Here is a 26,765-nt window from a genome sequence, read left to right on the forward strand (position 1 = left end):
GGAAATGATTTCTTGGTTATGTTTTGTAAAAGCCTCGCTTTTATGTAAAGAAGACAAAAAAATCCAAACTAATATCGTTGAAAAAATATGTAAACAATATACAAAAAAGATAAAAGGAGTTCATCATGAAGAAATTGTTAAAGCGTGTCGCACTTGTCATTCTGTTCCTAACAACATGTTCAAATATATATACAGGCTCATCAATTGTTCATGCGCAGCCGCCGTATGCCAAATGGGGTAAGCTAGCCGTAGAAAAGACGAAAGAACAATACCCAAAAGCAGAAATTATTGACTATCTTCATATAGGTAGAAAACCCAAAACAGTTCAAATAACTGTTGAAAAATTTAAATTGTGGTTACGTGAAGATGGAAAAGAATATGGTGTTTTTGTTGATGTAGAATTTGAAACAAAGACGGAGAAATTTATAAAGATGTCGTTTCAGAAGACGAGTAGATAAAGTGAAACCCCCACTGTTAAAAACAGACACAGTGGGGGTTCTTGCATTTCTAAAATTCTTTTCTAAAGTTTCGATTCCCTAAAAATCTTACCAATATACAAATAGCGCCAATTACAACTGCTATCCCTATACTGTATAAAAGTACTTTACCATACCCACCTATTCTTGGATCTAAAAACGGATATGGATACCAATTCACGATTGGACCACGTACTAAGCTATATACCACATAAAAAAACGGGAATAAGAGCCAACTTGCAGATTGTTTCCAAGTGATTTTCTTAATAGGTGGATTTAAAATCCAATCTAAAAGCATTGTAATCGGCATGATATAATGTAGCACAGTATTTACCCATGGTATTGCCGTTTGAAGTGATTCTTCTAACCCTCTTAATAATAAAAAATAAATGAGTCCAGTCGTAAGTATGTATACCGTTGCTGCACCACGAAGTATACCAAACTGCTCTGAGCGACCAAATGTAGCTGTTACGATACTACTTAAAAGGAGAATACATGCAACTAAAATGTTACTTTCGATAGTGAAGAAACTAAAAAAGTTAACTGGATTAAACGGCTTCACTTGTGCCCTAATTATGAATTGCGTAATAATGGCGCTACATACTAGAAGACTTAAACAGAATCTAAATAAAGATAAAGTTTTTTCATCCCTCATACATTCCCTCCTTTTCTTATATATAATTGGAGTTTCCCTGTACATGCTCAATAAATAGTTTTAATGGAACGAGCCCACGTTTTGGCATATGACTACTTATAATAGCTACTACTTCTAACTGAGGAATGATAACAATGTATTGTCCGCCATATCCCATAGCAAAATATATACAATACGGTATGTGAAATCTTTCGTTATGTAATACCCACCAGTGATAGCCATATGCGCCGACATGTTCATATGTTTCAAATTGCGCCCTGCTTGACTCTTCTAACCATTGCGCTGATACAATTTCTTTCCCATTCCAATATCCATTTTGTAAACATAATTTTCCTAATTTTAATAAATCGGTAGATTTCATTTTCATACCGAAGCCACCTACATATATACCCTGCGGATCTTGTTGCCACTCGTATTCGTTAATTTCTAATGAATTAAATAAATATTTCTTTGCAAACCGCTCTGTCGACATTCCAGTAGCTTCTTGAATAATATAGCTCAGTAAATGAGAAGAACCTGAATTATAATTCATTTTTGTAGCAGGTTCTTCAATTATTGGCTTTTCTAATATGTACTGTACCCAGTTCTCTGATTCTACAAAGTCATTTGGGAATACTACTCCATTCCCAAACTCTTTCCAGTCCTCACCAGTAGTCATTGTTAATAAGTGATATAGCGTTAAATCATGTTTTTCCCCAGGTACATTTTCAATCCACTCTGTAATTGATGTATGTATATCATTTATATAGCCCTTATCAATTGCAATACCAATTAATAAAGATACGATACTTTTTGTAATCGAATTTATTTTATATAAGTTATTTGCACATTCGGGTGTTTTATAATACTCAGTTGTTAATTCCCCTTTTTGATAAACAAGAAATGTATTCACTTTTTTCTTTTCGAATTTATTTTCTAGTTGCTTGAAATCCAAAAACTTTACCTCCATTTAAATAGTTACTCCATTTATTATATCTTGTTCCTTCATTTTAAACATAATTGTGCTCAAATAAAAATAAACCTGTCAGCCATAATGAACTGACAGGTTTATTTTTATAATTTCGTACGAACATTCCAAAGCTCTGGGAAGAATTGTTGATCAAGTACTCGCTTTAAATAAGAAACACCGGAGGATCCACCTGTACCCATTTTATGCCCAATAATTCTTTCTACTGTTTTCATATGACGGAAACGCCATTGTTGTAGCCAGTCTTCAATATCAATCAATTTTTCAGCAAGCTGATATAAATTCCAATATTTTTTCACATCCGCATACACTTCCAACCATGCTGCTTCTACTGTTGCATCTTCTTCATAAGGCTGCGTAATATCACGGTTTAACACATCTTTATGAATAGGGAATCCTTCTTTTACTAATGCTTGAATCGCGACATCATATAGACTTGGTGCATGTAGCGCTTTATGAAGTCGTGCATGTAATTCTGGATCCTTTTCATAAATTTTTAATGCGTGTGGCGTTTTATAGCCAAGTGCATACTCAATCATACGATATTGATACGATTGAAAACCTGAAGCTTGACCGAGTGAATCACGAAACTCAATATATTCTGATGGTGTTAATGTCGCAAGAATATCCCAAGATTGAATAATTTGAGACTGAATTTTTGATACACGTGCTAACATTTTAAAAGCTGGTTGTAATTTATCTTGTTTAATAGATTCAACCGCCGCATTTAGCTCATGTAAAATGAGCTTCATCCAAAGCTCACTTGCTTGGTGAATAACGATAAATAACATTTCATCATGATGGTCCGATAATCTTTTTTGAGAAGATAGTAAACTATCTAATTGTAAATACTCCCCATACTTCATATTCTCTTTAAAATCCGTATGAATCCCTTTTTCCATAATTACTTTTTCATTTTCTTTCATATTAGCCAAACGCCCCTTTTATATGATTCTACTTATATTGGTCTAATAACGGCTCGAACTGGACTTCCATCTGCATCAGTTAATGCAAGTGGTAATGCAATAAGTTCATAATCACCGTCTGCTACATGATCTAGTACGACATTTTCTAAAATATGAATTCCATGTTTAAATAATTGATGATGCGCTGCTAATTCTTTATCATCTAGCGGATCAACTGATGGTACATCTACTCCGATTAAACGAATACCTTTCTCTGAAAGAAACGACGCTATGTCTGCACGTAAATGAGGGATCACCTCTGGAAATTCTTCAGCTTTTCCATGTGAAGATGTACGTAATAATAATCGTTCTACACCTTCTAAATGAAAGCTTTCTAATTCCTTTTTCCCGATGCTTTCAAGATTAGAAACGTCAATAATCCGTGCTGGGCCAACATAAACTTGAACATCTAAATCCAATACTTTCTTTCCATCATTATCAAAATGAAATGGTGCATCAATATGAGTGCCTGTATGAATACTCATCGTTAACTTTCCGACATTTACTGAGCCACTTTCTTCTTTTGACCATGAAACTTCATACGAGAACGGTGTGTCTCCTGGCCACGTTGCAATATTATTATTTAGCGGTTGTGAAATATCAATCCACTCTGATGTTTTCATATTTATGCCACAATCTCTCGCTTATTTTCAAACTGCTTATACTCTTCATTTTTCATAATTTTCTTTAATATTTGTACAGATTTCCACACTTCTTCGTATGTGTTATATAAAGCGACCGGCGCAAGTCTCACCCCATTTGGCGCTCTAAAATCTGGAATTACTCCATTTGCTTTTAGTGCTTTACATATACGTGCTGCTTCTGCATGCTCTAAATAAATGTGCCCGCCTCGTTTTTCATCCTCTAATGGATTTCCAATTGTAAATTCGAAATCTTTTAATTCATGTCCAATTAAATTCAGCATGTATCTCGTAATATGTAAAGATTTCTCACGTAAACGTTCAATACCAGCATCTTTGAAAATTTCAAGTGAACCAATTAATGGTGCTGTACTTAATACGTGCGGTGTACCAATTTGATAAGCACCTGCATGATCAGCAGCTGTTAATGTATGCTCCATATCAAACTGTTTATCTTTTCTAGAACTAAACCATCCAGACAATCCTGGCAGTCTATTAAAATGTTTACTATTTACATAAAGGCCTGCAACACTACCCGGTCCTGCATTTAAATATTTATAATTGCACCAAACAGCAAAATCGACATCCCAATCTTTGAAATGATGCGGAATAGATCCTATTGAATGGCATAAATCAAATCCAATGTGAATGCCGCATTTATGAGCTTCCGTTGTTAAACGTTTCATATCAAGAATTTGACCACTTCTATATAAAACAGAAGGTAATAAAATTAAAGCGATATCATCTTCCATCGCATGGATAATATCTTCTTCAGAAAGTGTTCTACCATCTCTGCTTTTCACTCTTACTAAATGCTCATCTGGATCTAATCCTTTTAAACGAATTTGACTTTGAAGTGCATATATATCTGATGGGAATGTTAATTCATCCGCAAGAATTTTTGTACGTATTCCTTTCGGCTCATAAAATGTGGCAATCACTTGGTGTATATTCGTCGTCGTGGAACCGGTTACAATGGTTTCTTCTGGTAAAGCTCCAATAAGAGGTGCAGTCAACTCACCTAATTTCTCCGAGAGAAAAAACCACGGATGCTCACCCTCTGTCCAGCCGTCAATGCCATACTCTTTCCATGAATCTAGCAAAATAAGTAACGATTTCTCTGCTCTTTTTGAAAGTAGTCCTAATGAGTTTCCATCTAAATATATCGTTCCTTCTTTTTTATAGAATTCAGTTTGAAAATCTTTCAGTTCATCATGTTTATCACATTCAAGCGCATATTCATAATTCGGTTGAAATAGTTCTTTATACATGGTGTCACCTTCTCTTAATTTTCTTTTTATTCTAACTAATTGAAATATATCACCTCAATTGATACGACGTCAATGATATTATGTCAGTTGACTTTATATATGAATTTCTTTTACAATACAGTTATATTTTCAGATATTTCAGTATAAAGAGGTGATTCTTTGAAAAACAGTACCCTTTCATCAAGAAAACACCGCTCCTTAGAAACGAAGAAGAAACTATTACACTCTGGTTACACTATTTTTATACGTAACGGATTTCAAAAAACGACAATTACACAAATTATTAAACATGCAGAAACCGGATATGGTACAGCATATGTATACTTCAAAAACAAAGATGATTTCCTAATTAGTTTAATGGAAGATGTTATGAATCGTTTTTATAATATCGCTGAACGCTCTTTTTCTCCACAAACAAAAGAAGAAGCACGTATAATGATCCAAAATCAAGTTAGAGCATTCCTGCAATTAGCAAATGAAGAACGCGCTATTTTGCAAGTTGTAGAGGAAGCGATAGGATTATCAAGAGAAATACGGCAAAAATGGGATGAGATTCGGGAACGTTTTATAAAAAGCATTAAACAGGATATTACATACTCTCAAGAAAGTGGATTGGCACAACCTAATTTAAATAAAGAGATTGTAGCACGCGGTTGGTTCGCGATGAATGAATCGTTTCTTTGGACTATTATGCAAAACGACAAAAAGATTAACTTAGAGGAGATTGTGTATTCGTTGACGGAGATGTATACGACGGGGTTATATAAATAGCACACCTGCAATAAATACGGTGTGCTATTTTACAACTATAAAAATATTTTATCTGGGTAAGGCAATGCTAAAAGGGGCTTTTCAGATAAAGAGAAATATTTTAGTTTTAACGATTCACCATCTATCGATTTCAACTCGCCACTAGTAACTTCACACTCAAACACAACAACAATATATTCTACTTCATCACCATTCGGATATATATGGCGGTACTTTTCTCCTCCAAATACTCCTTTTTGTTTTTTTACTTGTACTTCCAATCCTGTTTCTTCCCAAACTTCCCGAATTACTGCTTCTTCTGGAGTTTCCCCAAGTTCAATTGCTCCAGCTGGCAAACTCCAGTATTCTCCGCCAGGATATTGAAATAAGATTTCTCCCTGCTCGTTTTTAATAACTGCAGCTACACTTGGCATGAATATTAGTTCATGTCCTAATTGCTCCCGGATTTTTTTATAATATAGCCACATCGACATATAATTCTCTCCTAATCTATTAATAACTATATTTTCTGATATTTATTGCATAATATTCTTAATACAAACTTCTATATAGAAAGGATAAGAACATGTCGCAAGAAAAACTTGCAAACAAATTTCTATCATTTTTAAATACTATAAAACAACCGCTTAGCTTACATTTTTCAAATAAACTTATTAAAGCTCATCAAGAAAGAATAAAGTGGGAGACTTTAACTAAAATTATTGACTGGGAAAATGGAACATATCCTTAGCCCTTCTGAACTTACTTATTGGATAACAAAAAAATTTTGTATTGATAAAGAAATATATGAAAGAGCTATTAAGATTTCCACTAAAAAATCTTCAAATACTGAAAGTGGTACTCAATAGATTGAGTACCACTTTTACTTTACATGTTTTTAATTAGCGCACTTTTTCTTCAGCCATCCTACTCACAATTCCAACAATAAATTTATATTCAACCCTTCTCTTCTTATCTTTCTTAAAACCCTCTTTCGTATCAAAAATAAAACAAGTTTTCCGAAACCAAATACGTACGTATAAAGACTCAAAATAAATAGGTTTTATAATACCTCGTTCTTCAAATTCAGTTCCATCTTTATTTTCGGTTTCTGTTCGAACAAACCACCTATTCCCGATGCCAATTTCAATATACTTCACATAAGTCCCCCTTCCGGAAATTAATTTCTAACAATTCTATTATTTCCCCGGTAAGCGCACATTCCGACAGAACATGAGCCCACAAAGAAAAAGTAGATTACAAAAATCTATTTTATAACTTATATTTTTGCATTCGTTTATAAAATGTACTACGGGGTACATTTAATAGCTTTGCAGCTAACGAAACATTTCCATTTGTCTTTTGTAATGCTTCAATCATGCTATCACGCTGTATTTTTTCGCGAAAATGTAATGTCTGTTCTGTTTTAGTTTCAACTTGTAACTCAAGTTGTTGTTGATTTCCCATCATTGTTTGCAGCAAAAAAGCGACTTGCTTTTCGCATATTTCCCGTCCTTGCGACAAAATGTAAATACGTTCTAATACATTTACTAGTTCCCGAATATTTCCGGGCCATGTATGTTGTAAAAATTGATTGTATATACTCTTTGGAAATACAACATTCCAATTCTTCCGTTCGCAAAAGTGTTGTATAAAATATGGGATATCCTCTTTTCTTTCTATTAACGATGGAACATATAACGGATAAACGTGCAAACGATAATATAAATCTTGACGGAATTTCCCTTCTTCTACTAACCGTAGTAAATCTTTATGTGTGGCAGTAATAATACGAATATTTACTGGTACCTCTTTTGAACTTCCTATTGGAGTTATTGTACGTTCTTGTAAAACACGCAATAATGCTACTTGCATCTCTGGTGGTACTTCACCAATTTCATCTAAAAATAATGTTCCTCCGTTTGCTTGTTCAAATTTCCCTTTATATCCTTGACGTCGCGCACCTGTAAATGCACCTTCAGCATAACCGAACAATTCACTTTCCATTAATTCTTTAGGCAAAGAACCGCAGTTTACAGCTATAAAGGGCCCGTCTTTTCTTGGACTATTTTCATGAATCGCTCTCGCGACATATTCCTTTCCTACTCCTGTCTCACCACATACATACACACTAGCATCAGTCGGTGAAACAAGCTTAATTTCTTCTAGTGTGTGTTGAAATGCTTTACTTGTCCCGGTAACTCCTGGAAAAGTAATTCCTTTTATAAATGTGAGAGTAGAATATGTATTCATTTGTTTGTTTTCCTTTAAATACATACATTTCCCGATCATTCTTTCATTACTATATACCGGTATCTCTAATTTAGTTTCCAATCCATGGTGCACTAACTCTTCAAGTTTCATTCTTGACCAATTAGTTACTCGTTCCCGAACGCTCTTACTCGCAGAAACGATAACATCACGATGATTACAAATAACTACTTGTTCATCACTATCAATGACATCTAAAAAACGATGGATTAAGTGTAATTCATTTTGATGAACTCTTATGCTACATTCACGTTCAATCGCATGTGCAATTGAAGTTACCATACCGAGCATATATGGATGTGAAAATTCAATTGGACAGGAGAAATCTAGAATACCAATTAATTTCCCGTCATCGTTATGAATGGGAGCAGCCGCACAACTCCAGCTATGAGATACCACGGAGTAATGTTCAGTACCACTTATCATAATAGCTTCTTCAATTTCTAGCGCTGTTCCTATTGCGTTTGTCCCCACAGCTGCTTCCGTCCATTTTACACCTTCAATAAAATTAATATGTTTCGCTCGCTTTAACGTTTGTTTATTTCCACTTAACGATAGAACATAACCATCTGGATCGATTAATAATGCCATCATTTGTAGTTCATCAATGGTTTTTCTCATATTTTGTATTTGAGGTAATGCTATATCAAGGAAAATTTCACTCTTTTTCTTTTGTTCTTGAAAAAAAACAGAAGACAAAATTTTCTGACCTTTACTCATATGAGGATTCACATTTGCTTGTTTACATCGGTACCATGATTCTGAAATTCTTTCGTTTATACGGTTCGAATCAAGGACTCCTTCATCAATAAACTTTTTCCATGTATGTAAGTAAAACGGTGAAGCTAACATTGTATCATCTCCCTTTTAATTGTTTTGGAGATTTATAAAACATACTTTTATTATAAAACTGAATAAAAGCGTTTTCAATAAAACTAGAAAGACGACACAAATATGTTAATAATTTGAATATCCTAATGCATTTCTTTATTCTTTTTTAGTAGCACTATATTTTGTATAATGGACGCAAAGAAAATACATAACCAAAACCACTTTTGTGGATTACCATTTATAAAGAAAACAATCACGGCTATTGCAAATAAAATAGTGGATGCTAAACTAAAATATAATTTTGTTCTAATTTCTATTATCCCTCACCCTCTGTTACTTTACAGTACATACTAACTCTTCATTTTTCATCTCTACTATGTACTTCTGTAAAACATATTCTTTCCCGCCATGGTTTTCATACCATTCATGTATTCCTTTAATATGCCTCTCATCACTTCTAATTTTCGATTCTATTTCATTATACTGTTCATAACTATCATATTCCCATATGGCAAATACTTCAGACGTACCATTCTTATTATCTTTCATCCAGCGTCCTATTAGCCTAGAACCATGCTTTAATTGATTAGGTACGTTCGTATTATTGAAATGATCATTAAATACTTCTATGAATTCATTTTTCACTACATAGTACTTCCTTCTGTAAAACATACTTCTTCACCTCTTTCATGAAAAGTATTAGTAAATCTTCCCATCACTACCGTATTATAATACTTTCCATCCGATAGTCTTTTGTCATTTTTCAAAATGCCTTCTACTTCAAAACCTAATTTTTTATAAAGATGAATAGCTTTCTCGTTTGTCTCTAATACTTGTAAAGATATTTTATTCACTGCATTTTCGTCAGCCCATTTAATAGATTGTTGTAATAGGCTCTTCCCCATTCTATATCCCCAAAACTCTTTTAAAATGCAAACGCCAAACTCCACTTTATGAGATAATCTCTTAAAATTTGATCCTTCACATCTTGAAAATCCAACGATTCGATTGTGCACTTCTGCAACTAAAAAGAGATTCTTAGTCTCTTCACTATCTGTTTTTATTATTTTTTGAAATCCTAGATTATCTATAAATCCCTCTCCAGCATCTCTATCCATATTTTCAGTTTCTCCATCAATCTGAACTCTAATTTTCGATAACTGCTCAGCATCTTTCTCAGCTGCAGAACGAATTGTATAAGTTAATCCATTTATATAAAACTCTTGCTCTTTTACAATCATGTCAAACTCCTTTCAAATGAATATAATGGCGCTATTACAACTTGTTTACCTTGTTTCTCAAAGTCCTGAACAGTTTCTTTACTAGCCTCTTCGTCAGTTATAATAATGTCAATTTCTTTTAGAGACTCTCCTCTTATAAAACAATCTATTCCAAGTTTATTATGTGGAACTAAACAAATATTTCTTCTAGCAATTTCACTTACTCTTTTACTAAAATAAGCAACTTCAGGTGTTGCAGTACTAATACCTTGTAATGAAATGCCTCCACCTGTAGAGAAATAAAGATCAATAGAAAATCTACTTATCAATTCAGAGGCAAGTGTATCAGTAATATTCCCTGAAGGTTTTACTTTTCCGCCAATTAAATACGTATCAATATTCTTATATTCTCGTAGATAACCAGCTATTTCTATAGAATTCGTAATAACCGTAAATGATACTTCTGGTAAATATTTCAGCATCGCATTATGAACGGAAGCCCCACCAATAAAAATTGAATCACCTTCTTGTATATAAGATACCGCAACTCTTGCAATTGTGTCCTCATACATTGAGCTATCACTATAACGTTTAGCTGGTTCCGCAGCTAAGTTTCTCACTCGCGTAAGTTCAATTGCACCTCCGTGCGTTCTTTTTAATAAACCATCCTTTTCCATAATAGACAAATCTCTTCTTATAGAATCAATAGACATATCAAATCTTTCCGCAAGATCCTTTGCGATTACTCTTCCATCTGTATTAAGTAGCTCTAAAATTTTCTCTCGACGCTCTTCAGTAAACATGTCATCACCACCGTTATTGAAGATTCAGAAACTTAAACTTTATTTTAATTATATGCATGCCTCTTCCATTTTACAATATTTTCAATTCTTATTTATTCCGTTTTATACAGTCTTCTCCCTCTTTCTATCCTGTTAACTTGACAACCAAATAAATATATATCTGTATATTACGCAAAAACACTTCCATTCACCTTCCTATTGATGTAAAATTATTCCTATGTTTTACTTTTTAATACAGAAAGGGATTACTATGAAACCATTAATCAAAACGACATGTACAGCATTATTATTTACTGGAATATTAACAGGATGTAATAGCAATACTACATCAAAACAAGAAAAGAGCGCTCTCGAAAAGAATGCAATGCACTATGGGGAAATATTTAAAAACGAATACTATAGAGCAACTGTTGAAAATGCTAAATTCGAAAAAATAGACAAAGAGTGGCGTCTCACAGCTCGCGTTACTATAAATAACGCTCGTGTTGACGGACAAACGATAGATCTTTCAGAAATAAAATATTTCATAAAAGATGACAAAACGGGTGAAAAATACGAAGGTAAAGTTATACAAAATGAAAATGCTAAAAAAGTTCCATCTGAATTTTCTTTAACTACTGACATTGAATTTAATATGAAAACTTCACCAAAAGATTTAAATAATATGTATTTATACATAGATAGCAAAGCAGCGCCGTTAACAGATACATATTGGAAGCTTGATAATTTAGTATCTAAATAGAAAGACCAGTCTTACATGACTGGTCTTTTACATTCATACATTTAACTTTCATTAACACTTATAATAATTTTCTAATAACAACTTGAATAACATCAGCTAAACCAGTGTGCCCTTTCCCTTCAATTCGCTCTTGTTCGCCATTAAAGAAATGAATTACCTTATGTTCTTCACACCAAGTAAGGATATCAATTGGATCATACAGCATATCAACATCTTTTGGTCCACCAGTACTATAGTTTATTTGTTTTTTTGAGTAAACTTCAAACATAATTAAACCACCAGGCTTTATCGTTTGTATCATTTTACCTAATATCATTTTTTTATAATCATCATGAAAATGTCCAAATACCATAATTGCTGCATCATATTCATTTTCTGGCAAACTATCAGCTAATAAATCTACTTTTTTTGTATGCACGTTTACGTTATGCTTCTCTGCCAATTTTTTTGTCTTCTCTAATCCATCTTCCGAATAATCAATAGCTGTTACTTCGTTCCCTTGTCTTGCTAGAAATACAGCATTTCTACCTTCTCCCTCCGCGAAAGCTATTACTTTATTGTGATTTGCTAAACGAAATGCTTGTTCTTTAATAAATGTATTAGGTTCTTCCCCGTAAAAATATTCATCTGATTTATATCGATCATTCCAAAATTTAGTCATCATCTTCTCTCCTTCTTCATATCATTTTCTAACTACAATTAAAGATATCAAAGAGTCTTTTTATCCTTAATTAATTTAAAAATAAAAGCAGATTAAAAATCCACTTTTATTTTTTTCGCAAGATCTACGATTTTTTGATTTCGTAACTCTTCTTCCATTTTCTCTTCTGCTGCAAGCATTACTTCATTAATTAAACATCCAGGTTTGTCATGTAAACAACATTCAAACAATGATGTTTTACCTTCAATTGCATGTATAATATCTAAAAATGAAATATCTTCCCAATTCTTACTAAGCGAGTAACCGCCCTTTGGACCAGATGATGAATGTATCATCCCTTCCTTCGTCAACTTAGTTAGTATTTTAGACAAGTACGTTGGTGACACATGTTGCATTTCTGCTAATTGGTGAACACTAACTAACTTATTTGGTGTAGCCTTTGCCAGAAAAAGCATTGTATGAAGAGCATAATTTGTAGCTTTAGAATATTTCATAATACAGCTCCTATTGTAGACTTCATGTATCTACAATAACTTTATTTTTTTATTATGTCAAACGTTTGTAATACTCCATACAACATTATTTCTTCACAAGTAATACATCTGCCGCGCAAATCGTCACTTCTCTAAATGGAGAGTCAAATCAAACACCTAGTTCAAAACCATCTTCAGTAAGAGCTATTTCATGATATAACCACCAAGCATTTTCAAAGTTTTCCGGCATAGAACACTTTGTTACTCCTATAAAGTGAAACTTTAATCAGTGGGGGTTTTGTTCATTTCCCACTGATTATTAGCTCTAACCAATCGGGCTTTTACGGGCAGTTAATTCCCACCTAACTTCTTTGCTTTCGCTGCATTTTGAGGTGGGTGTCTTACTGCCCGTTAATGCGGGATAAAAGTTATTTCAAGTTTATCAAATTCACTAAAAGTACCAATGCAATCTAATATGATAGACAAAATATCTTCTGACTTTCTCTTTACTACTTTAATTACACTATCTTGTAGTGATGTCTTGTGTAACTGAACAACATTTGACGGAAGTTTTTTCTCAATGGAATTAAAATATTCTACGTATGATTGATCTAATTATTCCACTCTTTTCTCATAATCTGTTGACCACTCTCGCATACGTTTTTTCAATTCACCTGATGGGTACTCTGAATTAATTGTGATGTTTTGTATAATTGAGTATATCGATTCAGGAAGGAATTTTAATAAATCTATTTTCCTTTCCTCTATTTCTTCCTTTAAACTTTGTATATCCATTTCCGACCATTCTTTTATAGACTCTATAAAACTTAAAAATTCTAAAAATTTATTTTTTTATACCAATCTCTTGTAAAATATTTCAATGACACCTCTCCTAAAACATCTTTACATCCAGTAAAAACAATATATCCACTTATTATATCATTCCAATAACTATTTTTTCTAAAGAAAAAATGTAAAACTGTAAATATTCCGCCTATTATTTCTAAAACTTCAGAATATTTACAAAAGTATAAAATTATAATACATTTTAGCTGTACAAGATTCACCTGTACAAAAATCCAAACAAAAAGGGATGGTTATATGTTGAAGAAATTAGTAGCAGGTACATTAGTAGCGGGATTTGCATTAACTGGAGGACTAGGAGTAGCAAGTGCTGAAGAAAAAAGTAACACAATTAAGTCTTTTGATTATTTAAAAGTGGATGAACAGAACGTTAATTCACTTACAAAATTAAGTGATCAAGATAAAAAAGACATCCAAATTACTATGGTATTACCAGAGCAAAATGAAAATGGAGATTGGTTAGCTTACGGTTTTACTAGTAGAGAAACATTGGATGCTTATATTGAAAAGGATAAAAAAGCACTTAAAAATAAAATTAATCCTTTAGGTAGCGGCGCTGGTAGTACTGATTTTTATGAACATATAAATAAAGGTGGACAATACATTTACTGGAGCAGTGGCTTTAAAAACTTACCTTCTAGCTGGAACGACAGAATTTCTTCTGTAAGTACGGCTTCACCTTCTGCAAGTTATTCAACGACACTTTGGGAGCATACTTCTACACAAGGATATGGAAAAGGTGTTGTATTTAAACACGCTGATTGGTATGGTAAAACTGCTAATTTAGCTCCTGAATGGAACGATAAAACTTCAGCTATTGACGTAAAAAAATAATAGGATATTCAATTTCTTCCGTAAAAACTCAAACCACTATTCTCTTATTCATTTAGAGAATAGTGGTTTATTATAATTCCATTTAAGCATGTACAGCATGCCCTACTGCTTGCGATAGCGCTTCATGAATCGCTTCAGATAAAGTCGGATGCGCTGCAATATAATCTCTCATAATATCGGCAGTAACTTCCGTATGAATCATTACAGTTCCTTGACCAATTAGTTCGGTTGCACGTGGACCGATAATAGAAATCCCAACAATTTCTTGATATTTAGGTTCCACAATAACTTTTATTTTCCCCGTTTGTTCTCCAATAATAAGCGCTTTTCCGTTCGCTGTAAAAGGAAATTCTCCAATTTGTATGTCACCGTACTGCTCTTTTGCATCTTTTTCTGTTAGACCAACGCTAGCAATTTCTGGAGCGGTATACATACAACGAGGTACAGCATGATAGTTAACTTTTACATCTTCTCCGCTCGCGTGTAATGCTGCCGTCGTTCCTTCATGGAAGGCAACGTGAGCAAGCTGGATGCCACCAATTACATCACCAGCTGCGTAAATATGTGATACATTGGTTTGCATATGTTCATTTACAGAAATTCCTTTATTTGAATATTGAATGCCTGCTTTTTCTAAATCTAATTGTTGTATACGTGGTTTTCGGCCGACTGAAACGAGAACAAATTCTGGATTAACTTCTTGGATACTTCCTTCATATTCAAATAAAGCCTGCTTCTTATAACTATTTAATCCTTTTAAAGCTGCCCCTGTACATATTTTTACGCCATCAGTTTCTAGTTTTCCTCTTAAAATATGTGCGATATCTTCATCTTCACCAGGTAATAATTGTGGTGCCATTTCAATAATTGTAACTTTTGTTCCAAGACGACTATAAATACTTGCAAACTCGCACCCTATTACACCACCGCCAACGATTAATAATGATTTCGGTATATGATCTATGGACATTGCATGGCTACTATTTAAAACCCACTTTCCATCAAATGGAGCAAAGGGTAATTCAGTCGGTTCTGAACCTGCCGCTATAATGAACTGTTCTCCATCTACTACATCTTCTTTATCACCGTATGTAACTCGCACACGATGATCCGTTTCGAATTTCGCTTTTCCTTTTACAACTTTAATTTTATTTTTCTTCATTAAATATTGTATTCCTTGGACGAGTTGCATTACGATTTGTGATTTCCTTGCCTGTATTTGATCCCAATCAATTGATATACTTCCTGTATTAAGCGTAACCCCATAATCATTCGCTTTTCTCACAATGTCATGCACTTCTGCACTTTCTAACAATGATTTCGTCGGCATACACCCAACATTCAAACACGTTCCGCCAAGGTCAGCTTCATCAATAAGAGTGACCTCTTTTCCATTTTGAGCCGCGGTAATTGCCGCTACATATCCAGCTGGTCCGCCTCCAATTACAACTAATTTACTCATTCTCTCACCTTCTCTTTATAAAAGAATTGTTATAGGTTCTTCTAAATAATATTTAATTGTGCGTAAAAATGCAGCTGCTGGTGCACCGTCTAGTACACGATGATCGAATGTTAAACTTAAAGGTAACATACTACCTTTTTTTAATTTTTTCCCTTTATATACAGGAACATATTCAATTGCGCCAATACCTAAAATACCAGTCTCAGGTGTATTTAATACAGGTGTGAAATATTCAATACCAAAGCTACCTAAATTACTAATTGTAAATGTCGTTCCGTGCATATCATCACTACTTAAGCTACCTGCTCGCGCCTTTTGTGCCATATCCTTAATCTCTTTAGACAACTCTACTAAAGATAAATTATTTGCAAAGCGAATAGCTGGAACGACTAATCCTTTTTCTAATGCGACTGCCATACCTAAATGAACATGTTCAAATTGATGAATTGCATCATCTATATAAGCGCTGTTCATTTCTTTATGATCCCCAAGCGCTAATATAACAGCTCGAGAAACGAAATCCGTAATGGTTAATTTGTTATCGTATCGTTTTTGTACAACTTCCGCTATTTCTTTATGTAAAGCAACTAAATCTGTAACATCTACTTTCATCGTTAAGGTTAATTGCGCACTATTTTGTAAGCTTGCTTGCATACGGTTTGCGATTGCTTTCCGCATACCAGTAACAGGAATTACTTTACTTTCTTCTTGTTCAAGTACTTCTGGGATTGCTACTCTTTCTTCAAGCGCCTTTAATACATCTACCTTTGTAATTCTTCCGCCGGGGCCTGTACCAACTAATGCCTTGAAATCCAGATTTTCAGACTTTGCAATTTTCTTCGCTACAGGTGAAATTTTAATTCTTTGCTTCGATACTTCTTTCCCATTTGGTTCTTGATTTTGTACATTTTGTACTTCTATATTAGATGTTTTTTCTTCTACAACATGTGTGCTTTCCTGCATTTCTACTTTTTCATTCGGTTTACCGATGTAGCAAATTACAGTACCAGGCGGCACTCCTTCATCTTCACTTACAGCTATATCAAGTACCGTACCATCAACTGGCGCTTCAATTTCCGTTTCAATTTTTTCTGAATTAATACTAGCAATCAGTTCTCCTTTTGCTACATTATCGCCTGCTTTAATATTCCAGCTCGTAATAATACCTTCTTTCATCGCCATACCTAACTTCGGCATTACAACTTCTACAGCCATGTTTCTCTCTCCCTTCACATCGTTTTATTACACATGTAATAAAGATTGGTCTCCAATCATTTCTGATACAGTTTCAATTACTTTTTCTGGCGTTGGCAAATACAATTTTTCAAGTGGTGGTGAAAACGGAACCGGCGTATGTGGTGCTGTAATTCGTTTAATGGGTGCATCTAACAAATCAAAACCTTTATCCGCTACAATTGCCGCAATATCTGTTGCGATACTACATCTTGGATTCGCTTCGTCAATAACGATAAGACGATTTGTTTTTTCAACAGATGATAAAATCGTATCTTCATCAAGCGGTGATAAAGATCGTGGATCGATTACTTCTACTTCAAGCCCCTTTTTCGATAATTGCTTTGCAGCTGCAAGCGCTGTATGAACTTGCTTTCCGATTGCGACAATTGTTACATCAGAACCTTCCCGTTTAATATCTGCTTTTCCTAATGGAATTGTATAGTATCCTTCTGGCACTTCACCTTTCATATTGTAAAGTGTTTTATCCTCAAAGAAGATTACTGGATCATCATCTTCAATTGCTGCTAATAATAAGCCTTTTGCATCATACGGCGTGGAAGGAACAACAACTTTAATACCTGGTATGCTCGTAAATAATGCGTACAAACTTTGTGAATGCTGAGCTGCTGCACTAAAACCAGCGCCATGCATCGTACGTACTGTAACGGGTACTTTTGCTTTACCTCCAAACATATAACGGAATTTCGCACCTTGGTTTAATACTTGGTCAAGACAACTACCGATAAAATCATTAAACATTAACTCAGCTATCGGACGTAACCCAGTTGCAGCAGCTGCCATCGCAGCTCCCATATAACCTGCTTCAGAAATTGGTGTATCTAAAATACGATTCCGGCCAAATTCTTGTACTAGCCCTTTTGTAACACCAAGAACACCACCCCAAGCTTCATCATCTTGCAGATGATCAACTTGTGCACCGCCTGCAACGTCTTCACCTATTAAAATTACATTTTCATCACGACGCATTGAGATTTTCATTGCTTCATTAATTGCAGTTGACATACTTACTGTTCTAGTCATATTTTTTCACCCTCCTCTTATTTGTAAGAAACGTATACATCTTTTAATAATTCTTCATCGTCTGGGTATGGACTATTTTCACTAAATTCAATGGATCTTTGTACTGCATCATCTACTGCTTTTTCCATATCAACAAGTTCAGATTCCGTTAATAAACCCTCATGAATTAAATGCTTACGGAAATTCACAATCGCATCTTTTTCATTTAAATGTTCTTCTTTTTCTTCTGATGTTTTATATGTTTGCGCTTCACCTTCAAAATGACCGTAATTACGATATGTCATACATTCAATAATTGTTGGACCATCACCATTACGCGCACGTTCCACTGCTTCTGCAGCAGCTTTATATACAGCTAGAAGATCTTTTCCATCTACTTGAACGCCTGGAATATTATAAGCTTTTGCACGATCCGCAATAGAATCACAACTTGAAGCATATTCAAAGGTAGTTGCTTCACCGTAACCGTTATTTTCTGCAATAAAAATAACTGGTAACTTCCAAATCGCCGCTAAATTAACCCCTTCATGGAATGTTCCTTCATTATTTGCTCCGTCACCGAAGAAGCAAACACTTACATCTTTCGTTCCTTTATATTTAGCTGTCAATGCTGAACCGCAAGCAAGTGGGAAACCCCCGCCTACAATGCCGTTAGCACCAAGCATTCCTTTATCTAAATCCGCAATATGCATGGAACCGCCTTTACCTTTACATAATCCTGTCGCTTTCCCGAAAAGTTCAGCCATCATACCATTTAAATCACAACCTTTTGCGATACAATGTCCATGACCTCTATGTGTACTTGTAATACTGTCACTATCCGTTAAGTGGGCACATACACCAACTGCTACCGCTTCTTCACCTGCGTATAAATGAACGAAACCTGGCAAAACGCCTTGCGCGAACAATTCATGCACCTTATCTTCAAACTTACGAATCTCTAACATTTTTTCGTACATCCAACGAGCTTGTTCTTTCGTAATTTCATTCCCTTTACTTTCAGTTGTTTTTAACATGTCCAGCCCTCCTATTTTCTTGTTCGTCTTTTATATTGCAAGTACCGTGCCAAATTCTAATCCTTGCTTTAATAGGTTTTCTCTTTTCTTTCATAATAAAAAAGTGGACAAAATGAGACATTTGTCTCGTTTTGTCCACTTTTGTTCACCTAATTTGAGAACTATTATCTTATTCATTATCAAAGCTCTGCTGTAATTTTCGGATGTAAATAATTTGCCCAATATGATATGCATTATGAGTTGTTACATTCGCTAACACTTCCCACCACTTTGCAGAAACAGGAAGTCCTACTACATCACTTTCAACCTTTTCTTCATTTATAAGATTTTGCCATTGTAACAGTTTTTCTAGTAGTTTTTCCCGTAATTCATCGAAAGTTTGATTATTTGAAAGCATAAAACTTTTGTTATTATCACCAATAGCGGGCACAGCATTCACATTCGATTCTTTATATCTAGTTTGCCACGTAGAATTCCAATACAATAAATGTTGTACAATTTCAGCTATACTGTTACTCTCTTCATTCGGTTTCCAGAAAGCTTCCCTCTCAGATAGATCTTTCACTGCATCTGAAAATGGGATATACCAACTAGGATCGTTTGCATTCGCCAACAATTGATCTGCTAATACATCCTTCACATGGACCATTTTTCTTCCCTCATTTCATTATCATATTAATATACACTACTCTATATACGCTCATTCCCTATAATCCCCTTTTTTACATACAAATTGATTTCATACTGAATGTAAGAATAATAGATTTTCTTATCATAACTCGTTATGATAAAAGAAAAAGAAAGCTGGCGGAAAATGAATAAAAAAATCGCAATAATTACAGGAGCCTCAAGTGGATTTGGACTATTAACTACACTCGAACTCGCAAAAAAAGATTATTTAGTTATCGCTACAATGCGGAACCTTGAAAAACAAGTGAACTTACTATCTCAAGCTACTCAACTCAACTTACAACAAAACATAAAAATTCAACAATTAGATGTAACCGATCAAAACTCTATACATAACTTCCAATTATTTTTAAAAGAAATACAAAAAGTAGACCTACTTGTTAATAATGCAGGATATGCAAATGGCGGCTTTGTAGAAGAAATTCCAGTAGAGGAATACCGTAAACAATTTGAAACGAACCTATTTGGAGCTATATCAATTACCCAGCTTGTCTTACCGTATATGAGAAAACAAAGAAGTGGAAAAATCATTAATATAAGCAGCATTAGCGGCCAAGTTGGATTCCCTGGTTTATCTCCTTATGTATCTTCAAAATATGCATTAGAAGGCTGGAGTGAATCGCTTCGCTTAGAAGTAAAACCTTTCGGAATAGATGTTGCTTTAATTGAACCAGGTTCTTATAACACAAACATATGGGAGGTTGGGAAACAACTAGCTGAAAACCAATCTGATACAACATCTCCTTACAAAGAGTATATGGATAAAATACAAAAACATATTAATAGCGGTAGTGATACATTTGGTAATCCGATAGATGTTGCTAATAAAATTGTAGAAATTGTTGAATCTAAGCGTACAAATTTACGATATCCAATCGGTAAAGGTGTGAAATTTATGATCTTTGCGAAGAAGATTCTTCCTTGGAGATTGTGGGAATATCTTGTTTTGAGGAGCTTTAGGAAGTTATAAATAAAAAGAGTAACTATCAAGATAAATAATGGTAGCTACTCTTTTTAAATATTCATCATAAAAAAACAAAACGATATTAATATGTAGAAAGAGGATCAAAATAAAGTAACATTGAAACCATAAAAACAAATGCAAAGAATCCAATTATAGAAAGAATATATTCCTTTGTTTCTCTGTTATACTTCCATTCCATCCATACGCGTAATAAGGAAATTGCTCCAAAATAAGTAAGTGCAGCAATTCCTATATTAGCATTTTCTACTTTGAACAGATAAATAAAACTTACTATAAGATATATGATAAAAAGACCTATTTCTAATTTTACATGTAAACCATTTACATGTTTATATATCCAAACATTTCCCTTTGTCATATTTAATTTTTTCCTTAAAAACTTTTCTAAAAAATATCCTCCAATTATCATACTAATAACTATAATCCAAATAGTAGAGTTGCCCATTGCATTCCCTCCTATTAAATTAATTATGTTTTCGTAACAAAGTGGACTATATAATTTTTTAATGTTTCGATAATATCTTCATTTTCTTTATGCTTACTTCTTTAGTAGTAGTTTTATCAAGACATGTTTTATGTATTGTACAACAACAATCTATTTCCCATCCTTTTCTTCGGGATGTATAACCTTTTTCTTGCTATTTTTTCAAAATGAATGTAGATAGTACTCATAAAATTAATAGAGTTATTTTTCTAATTGACAAAAAAACCTATCCTTTTATTTTCTTACTTTCATTTTCTCCGGCTGATCACTCGGATACGTAACATTCTCTTTATTTTCAACGTCCCAACTAATTATAGTCGCACTATCACGTCCCAACTGATGATGCACGTGTTCTAAAACATTGTGAATATTTTCTTTAAGTGTTTTATCATTTCTGTTAATAGTATTATACAAATTTACAGGTATTTCATATCGGCGTTCCCCGCATTCTAATACTCCATCTGTCACCATTACAATTCGGTTCTTTCCAGTACGTAATTCACGAATACCTGATGAATAGCAAGGAACAGGTAAATCAAATGTGTTTACATTTCCAATCCATTCGTAAAAATGACGTTGATTTAATGCATATTGTCCTAACTTATGTAACTCTTCATGAAATACATACACTAAACAATCACCGATAGAAAGCCACCATATATAATTTTCTTTCCTTACACATAGTAAGCAAGCTGTTTCACCTTTAATTTTTTTGCACTTTTCCTTAAATGAAGATGCCTGAAAAATTGTCAGTATATGATTTTCAACAGATTGAAACACTGTATTAATTGGTTCATTCAAAATTACTTTTATATTTTCATATTCTTTTTCGATTGTATTTACTACTAAATCAACACTTTCCGCACTATTATGTCCATCTAATATAGCTGCAAATTCCCAATCACCATTTGACCAAACTAACGCGCCATCTTCGTTCTTTTTTGCTCCGGCGCTTATATTCCCGCCGTATTTACCAAGTACAATATCACCATATTGCTTAACTGAAATTTCTCCTAAGCACATTTCTGTATTTCCAACCCATGAATATTGTCTATTATTTGTTATATGCATATTCACTCATCATATACTTTCGTATTCTTTCGCATAGTTTTTGGATTTTCTCTGCGTCACCATATGGCGCACCATTCCATTTCGCTACTTCAGTCGGTGACCAAAACTCTTTGGGTGTATTTGGATAACGCGGTATGATGTGCATATGCATATGTGGTACACCATTCCCTGAAACAAAAGCATAAATATGTTCTGCTCCCTCACTTTCTTTTAACGCTTTACTTACCCTACTTGTTATAAGTCCGAACGCTTTTGCTTCTTCATCCGTTAATTCAGCAAGGCCAAGTACATGTCTTTTTATATCTATCATGACATAACCAAGGTATGTTTCTTCATTATCCCAATGGACATGTCCAACATAAACGAGTTCATCTTCGTAAATAGCTCCACCTGGAACTATAATATTTCCTTTATGTTTTTTGCAAATGAAGCAGTTTTGTTCTACTTGATTATTTGTTGACATATCCATCACCTTCCTTTTCATATATAATATCACAAAAAAAGGAAAAACAGGTTTCGCATTCCGAATTTTCATTCTTTTTATACAATAATTTTTGAAATGAATTTACATCTCATTATTTCTTCAAAAACGCAATCCCAATTATAATCCCAATCACAATTCCGATTACTAAATTATTTGTAAAGTGCCCTTGAAATACACCAATTACAACCCCTATACCGACACCTATTGCCAAAGCATCATTTCTTTTTTTATTTTTAGCCAAAATTACATCTCCTCCCATCATTTCTCCCTAAATAACATACATTTACTTGAATGTATTAATATACGCACTATCTCGCTTAAATATTTCCCAAAAATGTACTGTAACTTCACATATAATATTTTCCATTTTCTGTACATACTCCTTTTATATTGGAAAATTTTCAAGTAACTATTAATTATACATAGGCATTTACTATAAGAAAGCTTCGTAATTTATTGAAGGAGGAACGATTCAAATGTATCCTCATTGGAATCCAAATATAAATCAACAGTATGTTTATTCCCCTCATCCCGCAAGGAATACATTGCATCATGATTCACAATATATGATGCAGCGTATTGCAAGTCTTGAAAATCAATTAACTAAATTAATCTCATTAATCGAGGAAAATAATCAATTAATTAAATCAATGGAACAACAAAAAAACCAAGTTTGTGCACCAGCTGGAGGTTCTGTTATCGTTCGTATGTGATCTGGATGCAATAAAAAACACACTTTGTATTATAAAAGTGTGTTTTTTATTCATTATTTTCTTTTCGTATGGAACCCTTGTGTAATTCGATCTAATATAATTGCGATTACTACGATAGCTAATCCAGCTTCAAATCCCATTCCGATATTAACTTGTGTTACAGAGCGATATACATCAACTCCAAGTCCTGGAGCTCCTACAAGTGATGCTGTTACAACCATCGATAACGAAAGCATAATGCTTTGGTTCACACCAGCCATAATCGTTCCGGTTGCAAGTGGTAATTGTACTTTAAATAGTTTTTGTGATGCCGTGGATCCAAACGCATTCGCTGCTTCAATTAAATCTTCTGGAACTTGTCTAATTCCTAAGTCAGTAAAACGAATTGTCGGTGGCATTGCAAAGATTACTGATGCAATAATTCCAGGTACTACACCTACTCCGAAAAATGTAATCGCTGGAATAAGGTATACGAATGCAGGCATTGTTTGCATAAAATCTAATGTTGGTTTTAAAAATTTTGAGAAACGTTCATTTTGAGATGCTAATATACCAATTGGAATTCCGACAATAATTGAAATAATAACAGACGTAAGTACGAGTGCTAATGTTTGCATCGTCTGTGCCCAGTAGTTAATATTTAAAATAAATAATAAACCGATCAGTGTAAAAATAATTAAAGATACCTTTCTCGTTGTGTACCAAATAAGGAAACAAAGGATGATAATCATCAATATGGCCGGTATTATTGTTAAAAAATTAGTGAGTAAATCAACGAATCCTCCGATAATATAAGAGAATCCTCGGAATAAGCCTTCAAGGTGCTCATATAAACTTGCAACAAATGAGTCGACCCATTCCCCTAATGGAATCCGCGGTATACTATTCATCGTCTTTCACCTCTTCCTCAATGTTTCCTGCAAGAGCTTGAATGACACTTTCACGTTTAATAATTCCTCTTAGCCTTTTCTTCTCATCGATTACTGGTAACGGATATTTCATCTCTGCCATTTTTGCATATGTCTCTTCCAGTAAAGTATCCAAATACACATGCGGAATATCATTAAGTAATAAATCAGCAATCGGCCACTGTTTTTGTACTGCTTTACTCGCATCATCCGCAGTTAATATACCTAAAAACTCATACTTTTTGTTTACAACATATACAGTTGAGACACCTGCATTCCTCATAATTTGAAGGGCTACACGAGGTCCACGATCAATTAATAAAGTTTCTGGTCGTTTTAAAATAGACTCAGCCGTAATTACTTTTCCTAAATTCACGTCCGCAACAAACTTTTCTACAAATTCATTAGCGGGGCTCATCATAATTTCTTCTGGTGTTCCAATTTGGACAATTTCTCCATCTTTCATTAATGCGATACGATCTCCAATTCGAAGCGCTTCATCTAAATCATGCGTAATAAATATAATCGTTTTTTCCATTTTATCTTGTAACTCTAACAATTCATCTTGCATTTCTTTTCGAATCAGTGGATCTAATGCACTAAATGACTCATCCATAAGTAAAACATCCGGATCATTCGTAAGCGCTCTCGCAATGCCGACACGCTGCTGCATACCACCACTAAGTTGACTTGGGTAATTATCTTTATGATGATCGAGTCCTACTAACTGTAGCGATTCTAACGCTTTTTTCTCTCGCTCTTCAATTGGAACTCCTTGTATTTCTAAACCATATGCAACATTTTGTATAACTGTACGATGCGGAAATAGAGCGAATTTCTGAAATACCATACTCATTTTCGTTCTTCTTACTCTCCGTAACTGTTCTTTTCCCATCGTTGCGATGTCTTCACCATCTATGTATATATGACCTGCAGTTGGTTTAATCAATTGATTTAACATACGAACTAGCGTAGATTTCCCGCTACCAGACAAACCCATAATAACGAAAATTTCTCCAGAGTATACTTCAAACGTTGCTTTTTTCACCCCAACGTTCATTCCTGTCTCTTTCAAAATTTCCGATTTGCTTTTTCCTTCTTTTAATAAGGTAAGCGCTCTTTGCGGGTGTTTCCCAAATACTTTTGTTACGTTTTCAACACGCACCTTTGTATTATCCATGTCACTACTCCTTTTCTACCCATCTATTCACATAGTGTTGCGATTTTGCAAAGAAATATTACATAAAAATGACATTCATAAGATTTCTTTAAAATTCTCGTTTCCGTTCATAATAAGAATGCTTACTTATACATTTATTTTATAAGGCAAACGTTACTTAGGAGGTTTTCGATGCGAAAGAAAATTTGGTTTATATGCCTTGCATTATTTATTACTATGATTTTCACTTCATGTAATGCAACAAATGCAAATTCGAAAGGAAAAATTAAACTTGGTGTAACAAGTTGGAAAGAAAATATTGCAACCGCAAACATGTGGAAAGTTTTATTAGAAGAAAAAGGCTACAAAGTTGAACTTATGTATTTAGAAAAAGCCGCAATTTGGACTGGTGTCGCTCGCGGTGATGTTGATGCTAATTTAGAAGTGTGGCTACCCGTTACGGATAAACCGCTAAACGATCGTTATAAAGATGATATTGTTTTAAAATCAAAATGGTATGAAGGTACTGGTCTTGGCCTAGTCGTCCCTTCTTATATGAAAAACATTAACAGTATCGAAGATTTAAATGCACATAAAGGTGAGCTAGATAACAAAATTGTCGGAATCGAACCCGGTAGTAGTCTTATGAATTTAACGAACAAAGCAATGAAGGAATATGATATTAAACTAAAACTTGTCCAATCTTCTGAGGCTGCGATGATGAGTGAATTAAAGAAAGCATATACGAAAAAGAAACCAATCGCTGTTACGCTTTGGAATCCACATTGGGGCTTTTCGGAATTTGACTTGAAATATTTAAAAGACCCTAAGAAAGTATATGGTGAAAAAGATGACATTTATTACTCTGTTCGTAAAGGTTTCGAAAAAGACCATCCGGATATCATAAAATGCTTTGACAAATGGAAGATGAACGATGAACAGCTTGGTACGTTAATGGTCGAGTTAAATAAAACGAAAGATCCCGAAGAAGCGGCGCGAAAATGGATTAAGAAGAATCAAGCGCTAGTTGATGAATGGGTAAAAGATTAATAAAAATAGGCTAGAGGGTTAGCATATCCTCTAGCCTGTTTT

At 34.0% G+C, this 26,765-nt stretch carries 32 protein-coding genes and 2 pseudogenes; 8 read left to right on the forward strand and 26 right to left on the reverse strand.

Features of this window, described 5'->3' with window-relative positions; genetic code table 11:
* Window positions 1-125: 125 nt before the first annotated feature.
* A complete protein-coding gene (locus tag ACTFRH_RS09880; RefSeq protein WP_000734902.1) occupies window positions 126-458 on the forward strand; it encodes a DUF3889 domain-containing protein in 333 nt (110 codons plus the stop codon).
* Window positions 459-507: 49 nt separating this feature from the next.
* On the opposite strand, the gene ACTFRH_RS09885 is transcribed toward ACTFRH_RS09880, so the two are convergent.
* The 5 genes from ACTFRH_RS09885 to kynU form a co-directional block, all read right to left on the reverse strand.
* A complete protein-coding gene (locus ACTFRH_RS09885) occupies window positions 508-1,131 on the reverse strand; it encodes a Pr6Pr family membrane protein (RefSeq protein ID WP_001204114.1) in 624 nt (207 codons plus the stop codon).
* Between the two features lie 16 nt (window positions 1,132-1,147).
* A complete protein-coding gene (locus ACTFRH_RS09890; protein ID WP_000346252.1) occupies window positions 1,148-2,065 on the reverse strand; it encodes a serine hydrolase domain-containing protein in 918 nt (305 codons plus the stop codon).
* Between the two features lie 119 nt (window positions 2,066-2,184).
* Window positions 2,185-3,024 (reverse strand): tryptophan 2,3-dioxygenase, encoded by an 840-nt coding sequence (gene kynA, locus ACTFRH_RS09895; protein ID WP_000661941.1) that lies wholly within the window; start codon window positions 3,022-3,024, stop codon window positions 2,185-2,187.
* 32 nt (window positions 3,025-3,056) lie between these two features.
* Complete coding sequence (gene kynB, locus ACTFRH_RS09900) at window positions 3,057-3,686, reverse strand: arylformamidase (protein ID WP_000858074.1); 630 nt, start codon at window positions 3,684-3,686, stop codon at window positions 3,057-3,059.
* A gap of 2 nt (window positions 3,687-3,688) precedes the next feature.
* Window positions 3,689-4,975, reverse strand: coding sequence for a kynureninase (gene kynU / locus ACTFRH_RS09905; RefSeq protein WP_000276252.1), 1,287 nt, complete (start codon window positions 4,973-4,975; stop codon window positions 3,689-3,691).
* 159 nt (window positions 4,976-5,134) lie between these two features.
* Here kynU and ACTFRH_RS09910 point away from each other — a divergent pair, with 159 nt between their 5' ends.
* Window positions 5,135-5,746: a TetR/AcrR family transcriptional regulator gene (locus tag ACTFRH_RS09910; RefSeq protein WP_000798546.1), complete on the forward strand. Its 612-nt coding sequence runs from the start codon at window positions 5,135-5,137 to the stop codon at window positions 5,744-5,746.
* Window positions 5,747-5,781: 35 nt separating this feature from the next.
* Here ACTFRH_RS09910 and ACTFRH_RS09915 read toward each other — a convergent pair whose 3' ends face one another.
* A complete protein-coding gene (locus ACTFRH_RS09915) occupies window positions 5,782-6,219 on the reverse strand; it encodes an NUDIX hydrolase (RefSeq protein ID WP_000063189.1) in 438 nt (145 codons plus the stop codon).
* A 92-nt stretch (window positions 6,220-6,311) separates the two neighbouring features.
* Here ACTFRH_RS09915 and ACTFRH_RS09920 point away from each other — a divergent pair, with 92 nt between their 5' ends.
* The gene (locus tag ACTFRH_RS09920) at window positions 6,312-6,476 is read left to right on the forward strand and encodes a hypothetical protein (RefSeq protein WP_003301482.1); all 165 of its coding nucleotides are present in this window, start codon (window positions 6,312-6,314) and stop codon (window positions 6,474-6,476) included.
* Between the two features lie 151 nt (window positions 6,477-6,627).
* Here ACTFRH_RS09920 and ACTFRH_RS09925 read toward each other — a convergent pair whose 3' ends face one another.
* The 5 genes from ACTFRH_RS09925 to ACTFRH_RS09945 form a co-directional block, all read right to left on the reverse strand.
* Window positions 6,628-6,885 (reverse strand): DUF3977 family protein, encoded by a 258-nt coding sequence (locus ACTFRH_RS09925; protein ID WP_000873843.1) that lies wholly within the window; start codon window positions 6,883-6,885, stop codon window positions 6,628-6,630.
* Between the two features lie 112 nt (window positions 6,886-6,997).
* The gene (locus ACTFRH_RS09930) at window positions 6,998-8,848 is read right to left on the reverse strand and encodes a sigma-54-dependent Fis family transcriptional regulator (protein ID WP_000881382.1); all 1,851 of its coding nucleotides are present in this window, start codon (window positions 8,846-8,848) and stop codon (window positions 6,998-7,000) included.
* A gap of 312 nt (window positions 8,849-9,160) precedes the next feature.
* Window positions 9,161-9,499, reverse strand: a complete 339-nt coding sequence (locus tag ACTFRH_RS09935) for an NIPSNAP family protein (protein WP_000499996.1) — start codon at window positions 9,497-9,499, stop codon at window positions 9,161-9,163.
* A complete protein-coding gene (locus ACTFRH_RS09940; RefSeq protein ID WP_000635684.1) occupies window positions 9,472-10,068 on the reverse strand; it encodes a GNAT family N-acetyltransferase in 597 nt (198 codons plus the stop codon). Before ACTFRH_RS09940 ends, ACTFRH_RS09935 begins: the two co-directional genes overlap by 28 nt.
* Window positions 10,065-10,850, reverse strand: a complete 786-nt coding sequence (locus ACTFRH_RS09945) for a DeoR/GlpR family DNA-binding transcription regulator (RefSeq protein ID WP_000493641.1) — start codon at window positions 10,848-10,850, stop codon at window positions 10,065-10,067. The genes ACTFRH_RS09940 and ACTFRH_RS09945 overlap by 4 nt, the downstream gene beginning before the upstream one ends.
* Window positions 10,851-11,100: 250 nt before the next feature.
* Between ACTFRH_RS09945 and ACTFRH_RS09950 the strand changes: the two genes are divergently transcribed.
* Entirely contained in the window at window positions 11,101-11,592 is a 492-nt protein-coding gene (locus ACTFRH_RS09950; RefSeq protein ID WP_000803254.1) for a hypothetical protein, read from the forward strand.
* 58 nt (window positions 11,593-11,650) lie between these two features.
* On the opposite strand, the gene ACTFRH_RS09955 is transcribed toward ACTFRH_RS09950, so the two are convergent.
* The 4 genes and pseudogenes from ACTFRH_RS09955 to ACTFRH_RS09970 form a co-directional block, all read right to left on the reverse strand.
* On the reverse strand, window positions 11,651-12,256 hold the full coding sequence (locus ACTFRH_RS09955) for a class I SAM-dependent methyltransferase (protein ID WP_003301475.1): 606 nt from the start codon (window positions 12,254-12,256) through the stop codon (window positions 11,651-11,653).
* Window positions 12,257-12,345: 89 nt separating this feature from the next.
* Entirely contained in the window at window positions 12,346-12,747 is a 402-nt protein-coding gene (locus ACTFRH_RS09960) for an Rrf2 family transcriptional regulator (protein WP_000877645.1), read from the reverse strand.
* Between the two features lie 85 nt (window positions 12,748-12,832).
* A pseudogene (locus tag ACTFRH_RS09965) lies at window positions 12,833-13,000 on the reverse strand (DUF4085 family protein); the annotation flags it as partial.
* Window positions 13,001-13,152: 152 nt separating this feature from the next.
* Window positions 13,153-13,607, reverse strand: a pseudogene (locus ACTFRH_RS09970) (DUF4085 family protein); the annotation flags it as partial.
* Between the two features lie 220 nt (window positions 13,608-13,827).
* On the opposite strand from ACTFRH_RS09970, the gene ACTFRH_RS09975 reads away from it, so the two are divergent.
* Window positions 13,828-14,424, forward strand: a complete 597-nt coding sequence (locus ACTFRH_RS09975) for a hypothetical protein (protein ID WP_000914454.1) — start codon at window positions 13,828-13,830, stop codon at window positions 14,422-14,424.
* An 82-nt stretch (window positions 14,425-14,506) separates the two neighbouring features.
* Here ACTFRH_RS09975 and lpdA read toward each other — a convergent pair whose 3' ends face one another.
* The 5 genes from lpdA to ACTFRH_RS10000 form a co-directional block, all read right to left on the reverse strand.
* The gene (gene lpdA, locus ACTFRH_RS09980) at window positions 14,507-15,886 is read right to left on the reverse strand and encodes a dihydrolipoyl dehydrogenase (protein ID WP_000041209.1); all 1,380 of its coding nucleotides are present in this window, start codon (window positions 15,884-15,886) and stop codon (window positions 14,507-14,509) included.
* Between the two features lie 15 nt (window positions 15,887-15,901).
* Window positions 15,902-17,101 carry a dihydrolipoamide acetyltransferase family protein gene (locus ACTFRH_RS09985; protein WP_000257793.1) on the reverse strand — a complete coding sequence of 400 codons (1,200 nt, stop codon included), beginning with the start codon at window positions 17,099-17,101 and terminating at the stop codon, window positions 15,902-15,904.
* A gap of 27 nt (window positions 17,102-17,128) precedes the next feature.
* Window positions 17,129-18,163, reverse strand: coding sequence for an acetoin:2,6-dichlorophenolindophenol oxidoreductase subunit beta (acoB, locus tag ACTFRH_RS09990; RefSeq protein WP_000198898.1), 1,035 nt, complete (start codon window positions 18,161-18,163; stop codon window positions 17,129-17,131).
* 17 nt (window positions 18,164-18,180) lie between these two features.
* A complete protein-coding gene (acoA, locus tag ACTFRH_RS09995; RefSeq protein ID WP_000921275.1) occupies window positions 18,181-19,179 on the reverse strand; it encodes an acetoin:2,6-dichlorophenolindophenol oxidoreductase subunit alpha in 999 nt (332 codons plus the stop codon).
* Window positions 19,180-19,348: 169 nt separating this feature from the next.
* Window positions 19,349-19,828: a DinB family protein gene (locus ACTFRH_RS10000; RefSeq protein WP_000233784.1), complete on the reverse strand. Its 480-nt coding sequence runs from the start codon at window positions 19,826-19,828 to the stop codon at window positions 19,349-19,351.
* 165 nt (window positions 19,829-19,993) lie between these two features.
* On the opposite strand from ACTFRH_RS10000, the gene ACTFRH_RS10005 reads away from it, so the two are divergent.
* The gene (locus ACTFRH_RS10005; protein WP_001034806.1) at window positions 19,994-20,839 is read left to right on the forward strand and encodes an oxidoreductase; all 846 of its coding nucleotides are present in this window, start codon (window positions 19,994-19,996) and stop codon (window positions 20,837-20,839) included.
* Between the two features lie 76 nt (window positions 20,840-20,915).
* On the opposite strand, the gene ACTFRH_RS10010 is transcribed toward ACTFRH_RS10005, so the two are convergent.
* The 4 genes from ACTFRH_RS10010 to ACTFRH_RS10025 form a co-directional block, all read right to left on the reverse strand.
* Window positions 20,916-21,299, reverse strand: a complete 384-nt coding sequence (locus tag ACTFRH_RS10010) for a DUF4181 domain-containing protein (RefSeq protein ID WP_000528451.1) — start codon at window positions 21,297-21,299, stop codon at window positions 20,916-20,918.
* Between the two features lie 273 nt (window positions 21,300-21,572).
* A complete protein-coding gene (locus tag ACTFRH_RS10015) occupies window positions 21,573-22,409 on the reverse strand; it encodes a PP2C family serine/threonine-protein phosphatase (RefSeq protein ID WP_000548333.1) in 837 nt (278 codons plus the stop codon).
* Entirely contained in the window at window positions 22,393-22,893 is a 501-nt protein-coding gene (locus ACTFRH_RS10020; protein ID WP_157464237.1) for an HIT family protein, read from the reverse strand. Before ACTFRH_RS10020 ends, ACTFRH_RS10015 begins: the two co-directional genes overlap by 17 nt.
* Before the next feature lie 91 nt (window positions 22,894-22,984).
* Window positions 22,985-23,152 carry a hypothetical protein gene (locus ACTFRH_RS10025; RefSeq protein ID WP_000508470.1) on the reverse strand — a complete coding sequence of 56 codons (168 nt, stop codon included), beginning with the start codon at window positions 23,150-23,152 and terminating at the stop codon, window positions 22,985-22,987.
* A gap of 217 nt (window positions 23,153-23,369) precedes the next feature.
* On the opposite strand from ACTFRH_RS10025, the gene ACTFRH_RS10030 reads away from it, so the two are divergent.
* Window positions 23,370-23,606: a hypothetical protein gene (locus ACTFRH_RS10030; protein WP_000283222.1), complete on the forward strand. Its 237-nt coding sequence runs from the start codon at window positions 23,370-23,372 to the stop codon at window positions 23,604-23,606.
* A 53-nt stretch (window positions 23,607-23,659) separates the two neighbouring features.
* Here ACTFRH_RS10030 and ACTFRH_RS10035 read toward each other — a convergent pair whose 3' ends face one another.
* Both ACTFRH_RS10035 and ACTFRH_RS10040 read right to left on the reverse strand, forming a co-directional pair.
* Window positions 23,660-24,496 (reverse strand): ABC transporter permease, encoded by an 837-nt coding sequence (locus ACTFRH_RS10035; protein ID WP_001084769.1) that lies wholly within the window; start codon window positions 24,494-24,496, stop codon window positions 23,660-23,662.
* Entirely contained in the window at window positions 24,489-25,694 is a 1,206-nt protein-coding gene (locus tag ACTFRH_RS10040; protein ID WP_000370620.1) for a quaternary amine ABC transporter ATP-binding protein, read from the reverse strand. The genes ACTFRH_RS10035 and ACTFRH_RS10040 overlap by 8 nt, the downstream gene beginning before the upstream one ends.
* 171 nt (window positions 25,695-25,865) lie before the next feature.
* Here ACTFRH_RS10040 and ACTFRH_RS10045 point away from each other — a divergent pair, with 171 nt between their 5' ends.
* Window positions 25,866-26,723: a glycine betaine ABC transporter substrate-binding protein gene (locus ACTFRH_RS10045; protein ID WP_001227624.1), complete on the forward strand. Its 858-nt coding sequence runs from the start codon at window positions 25,866-25,868 to the stop codon at window positions 26,721-26,723.
* Window positions 26,724-26,765: the final 42 nt, after the last annotated feature.

This window comes from Bacillus cereus group sp. MYBK216-1 (genome assembly GCF_051916495.1).
Lineage (GTDB): Bacteria > Bacillota > Bacilli > Bacillales > Bacillaceae_G > Bacillus_A > Bacillus_A thuringiensis_K.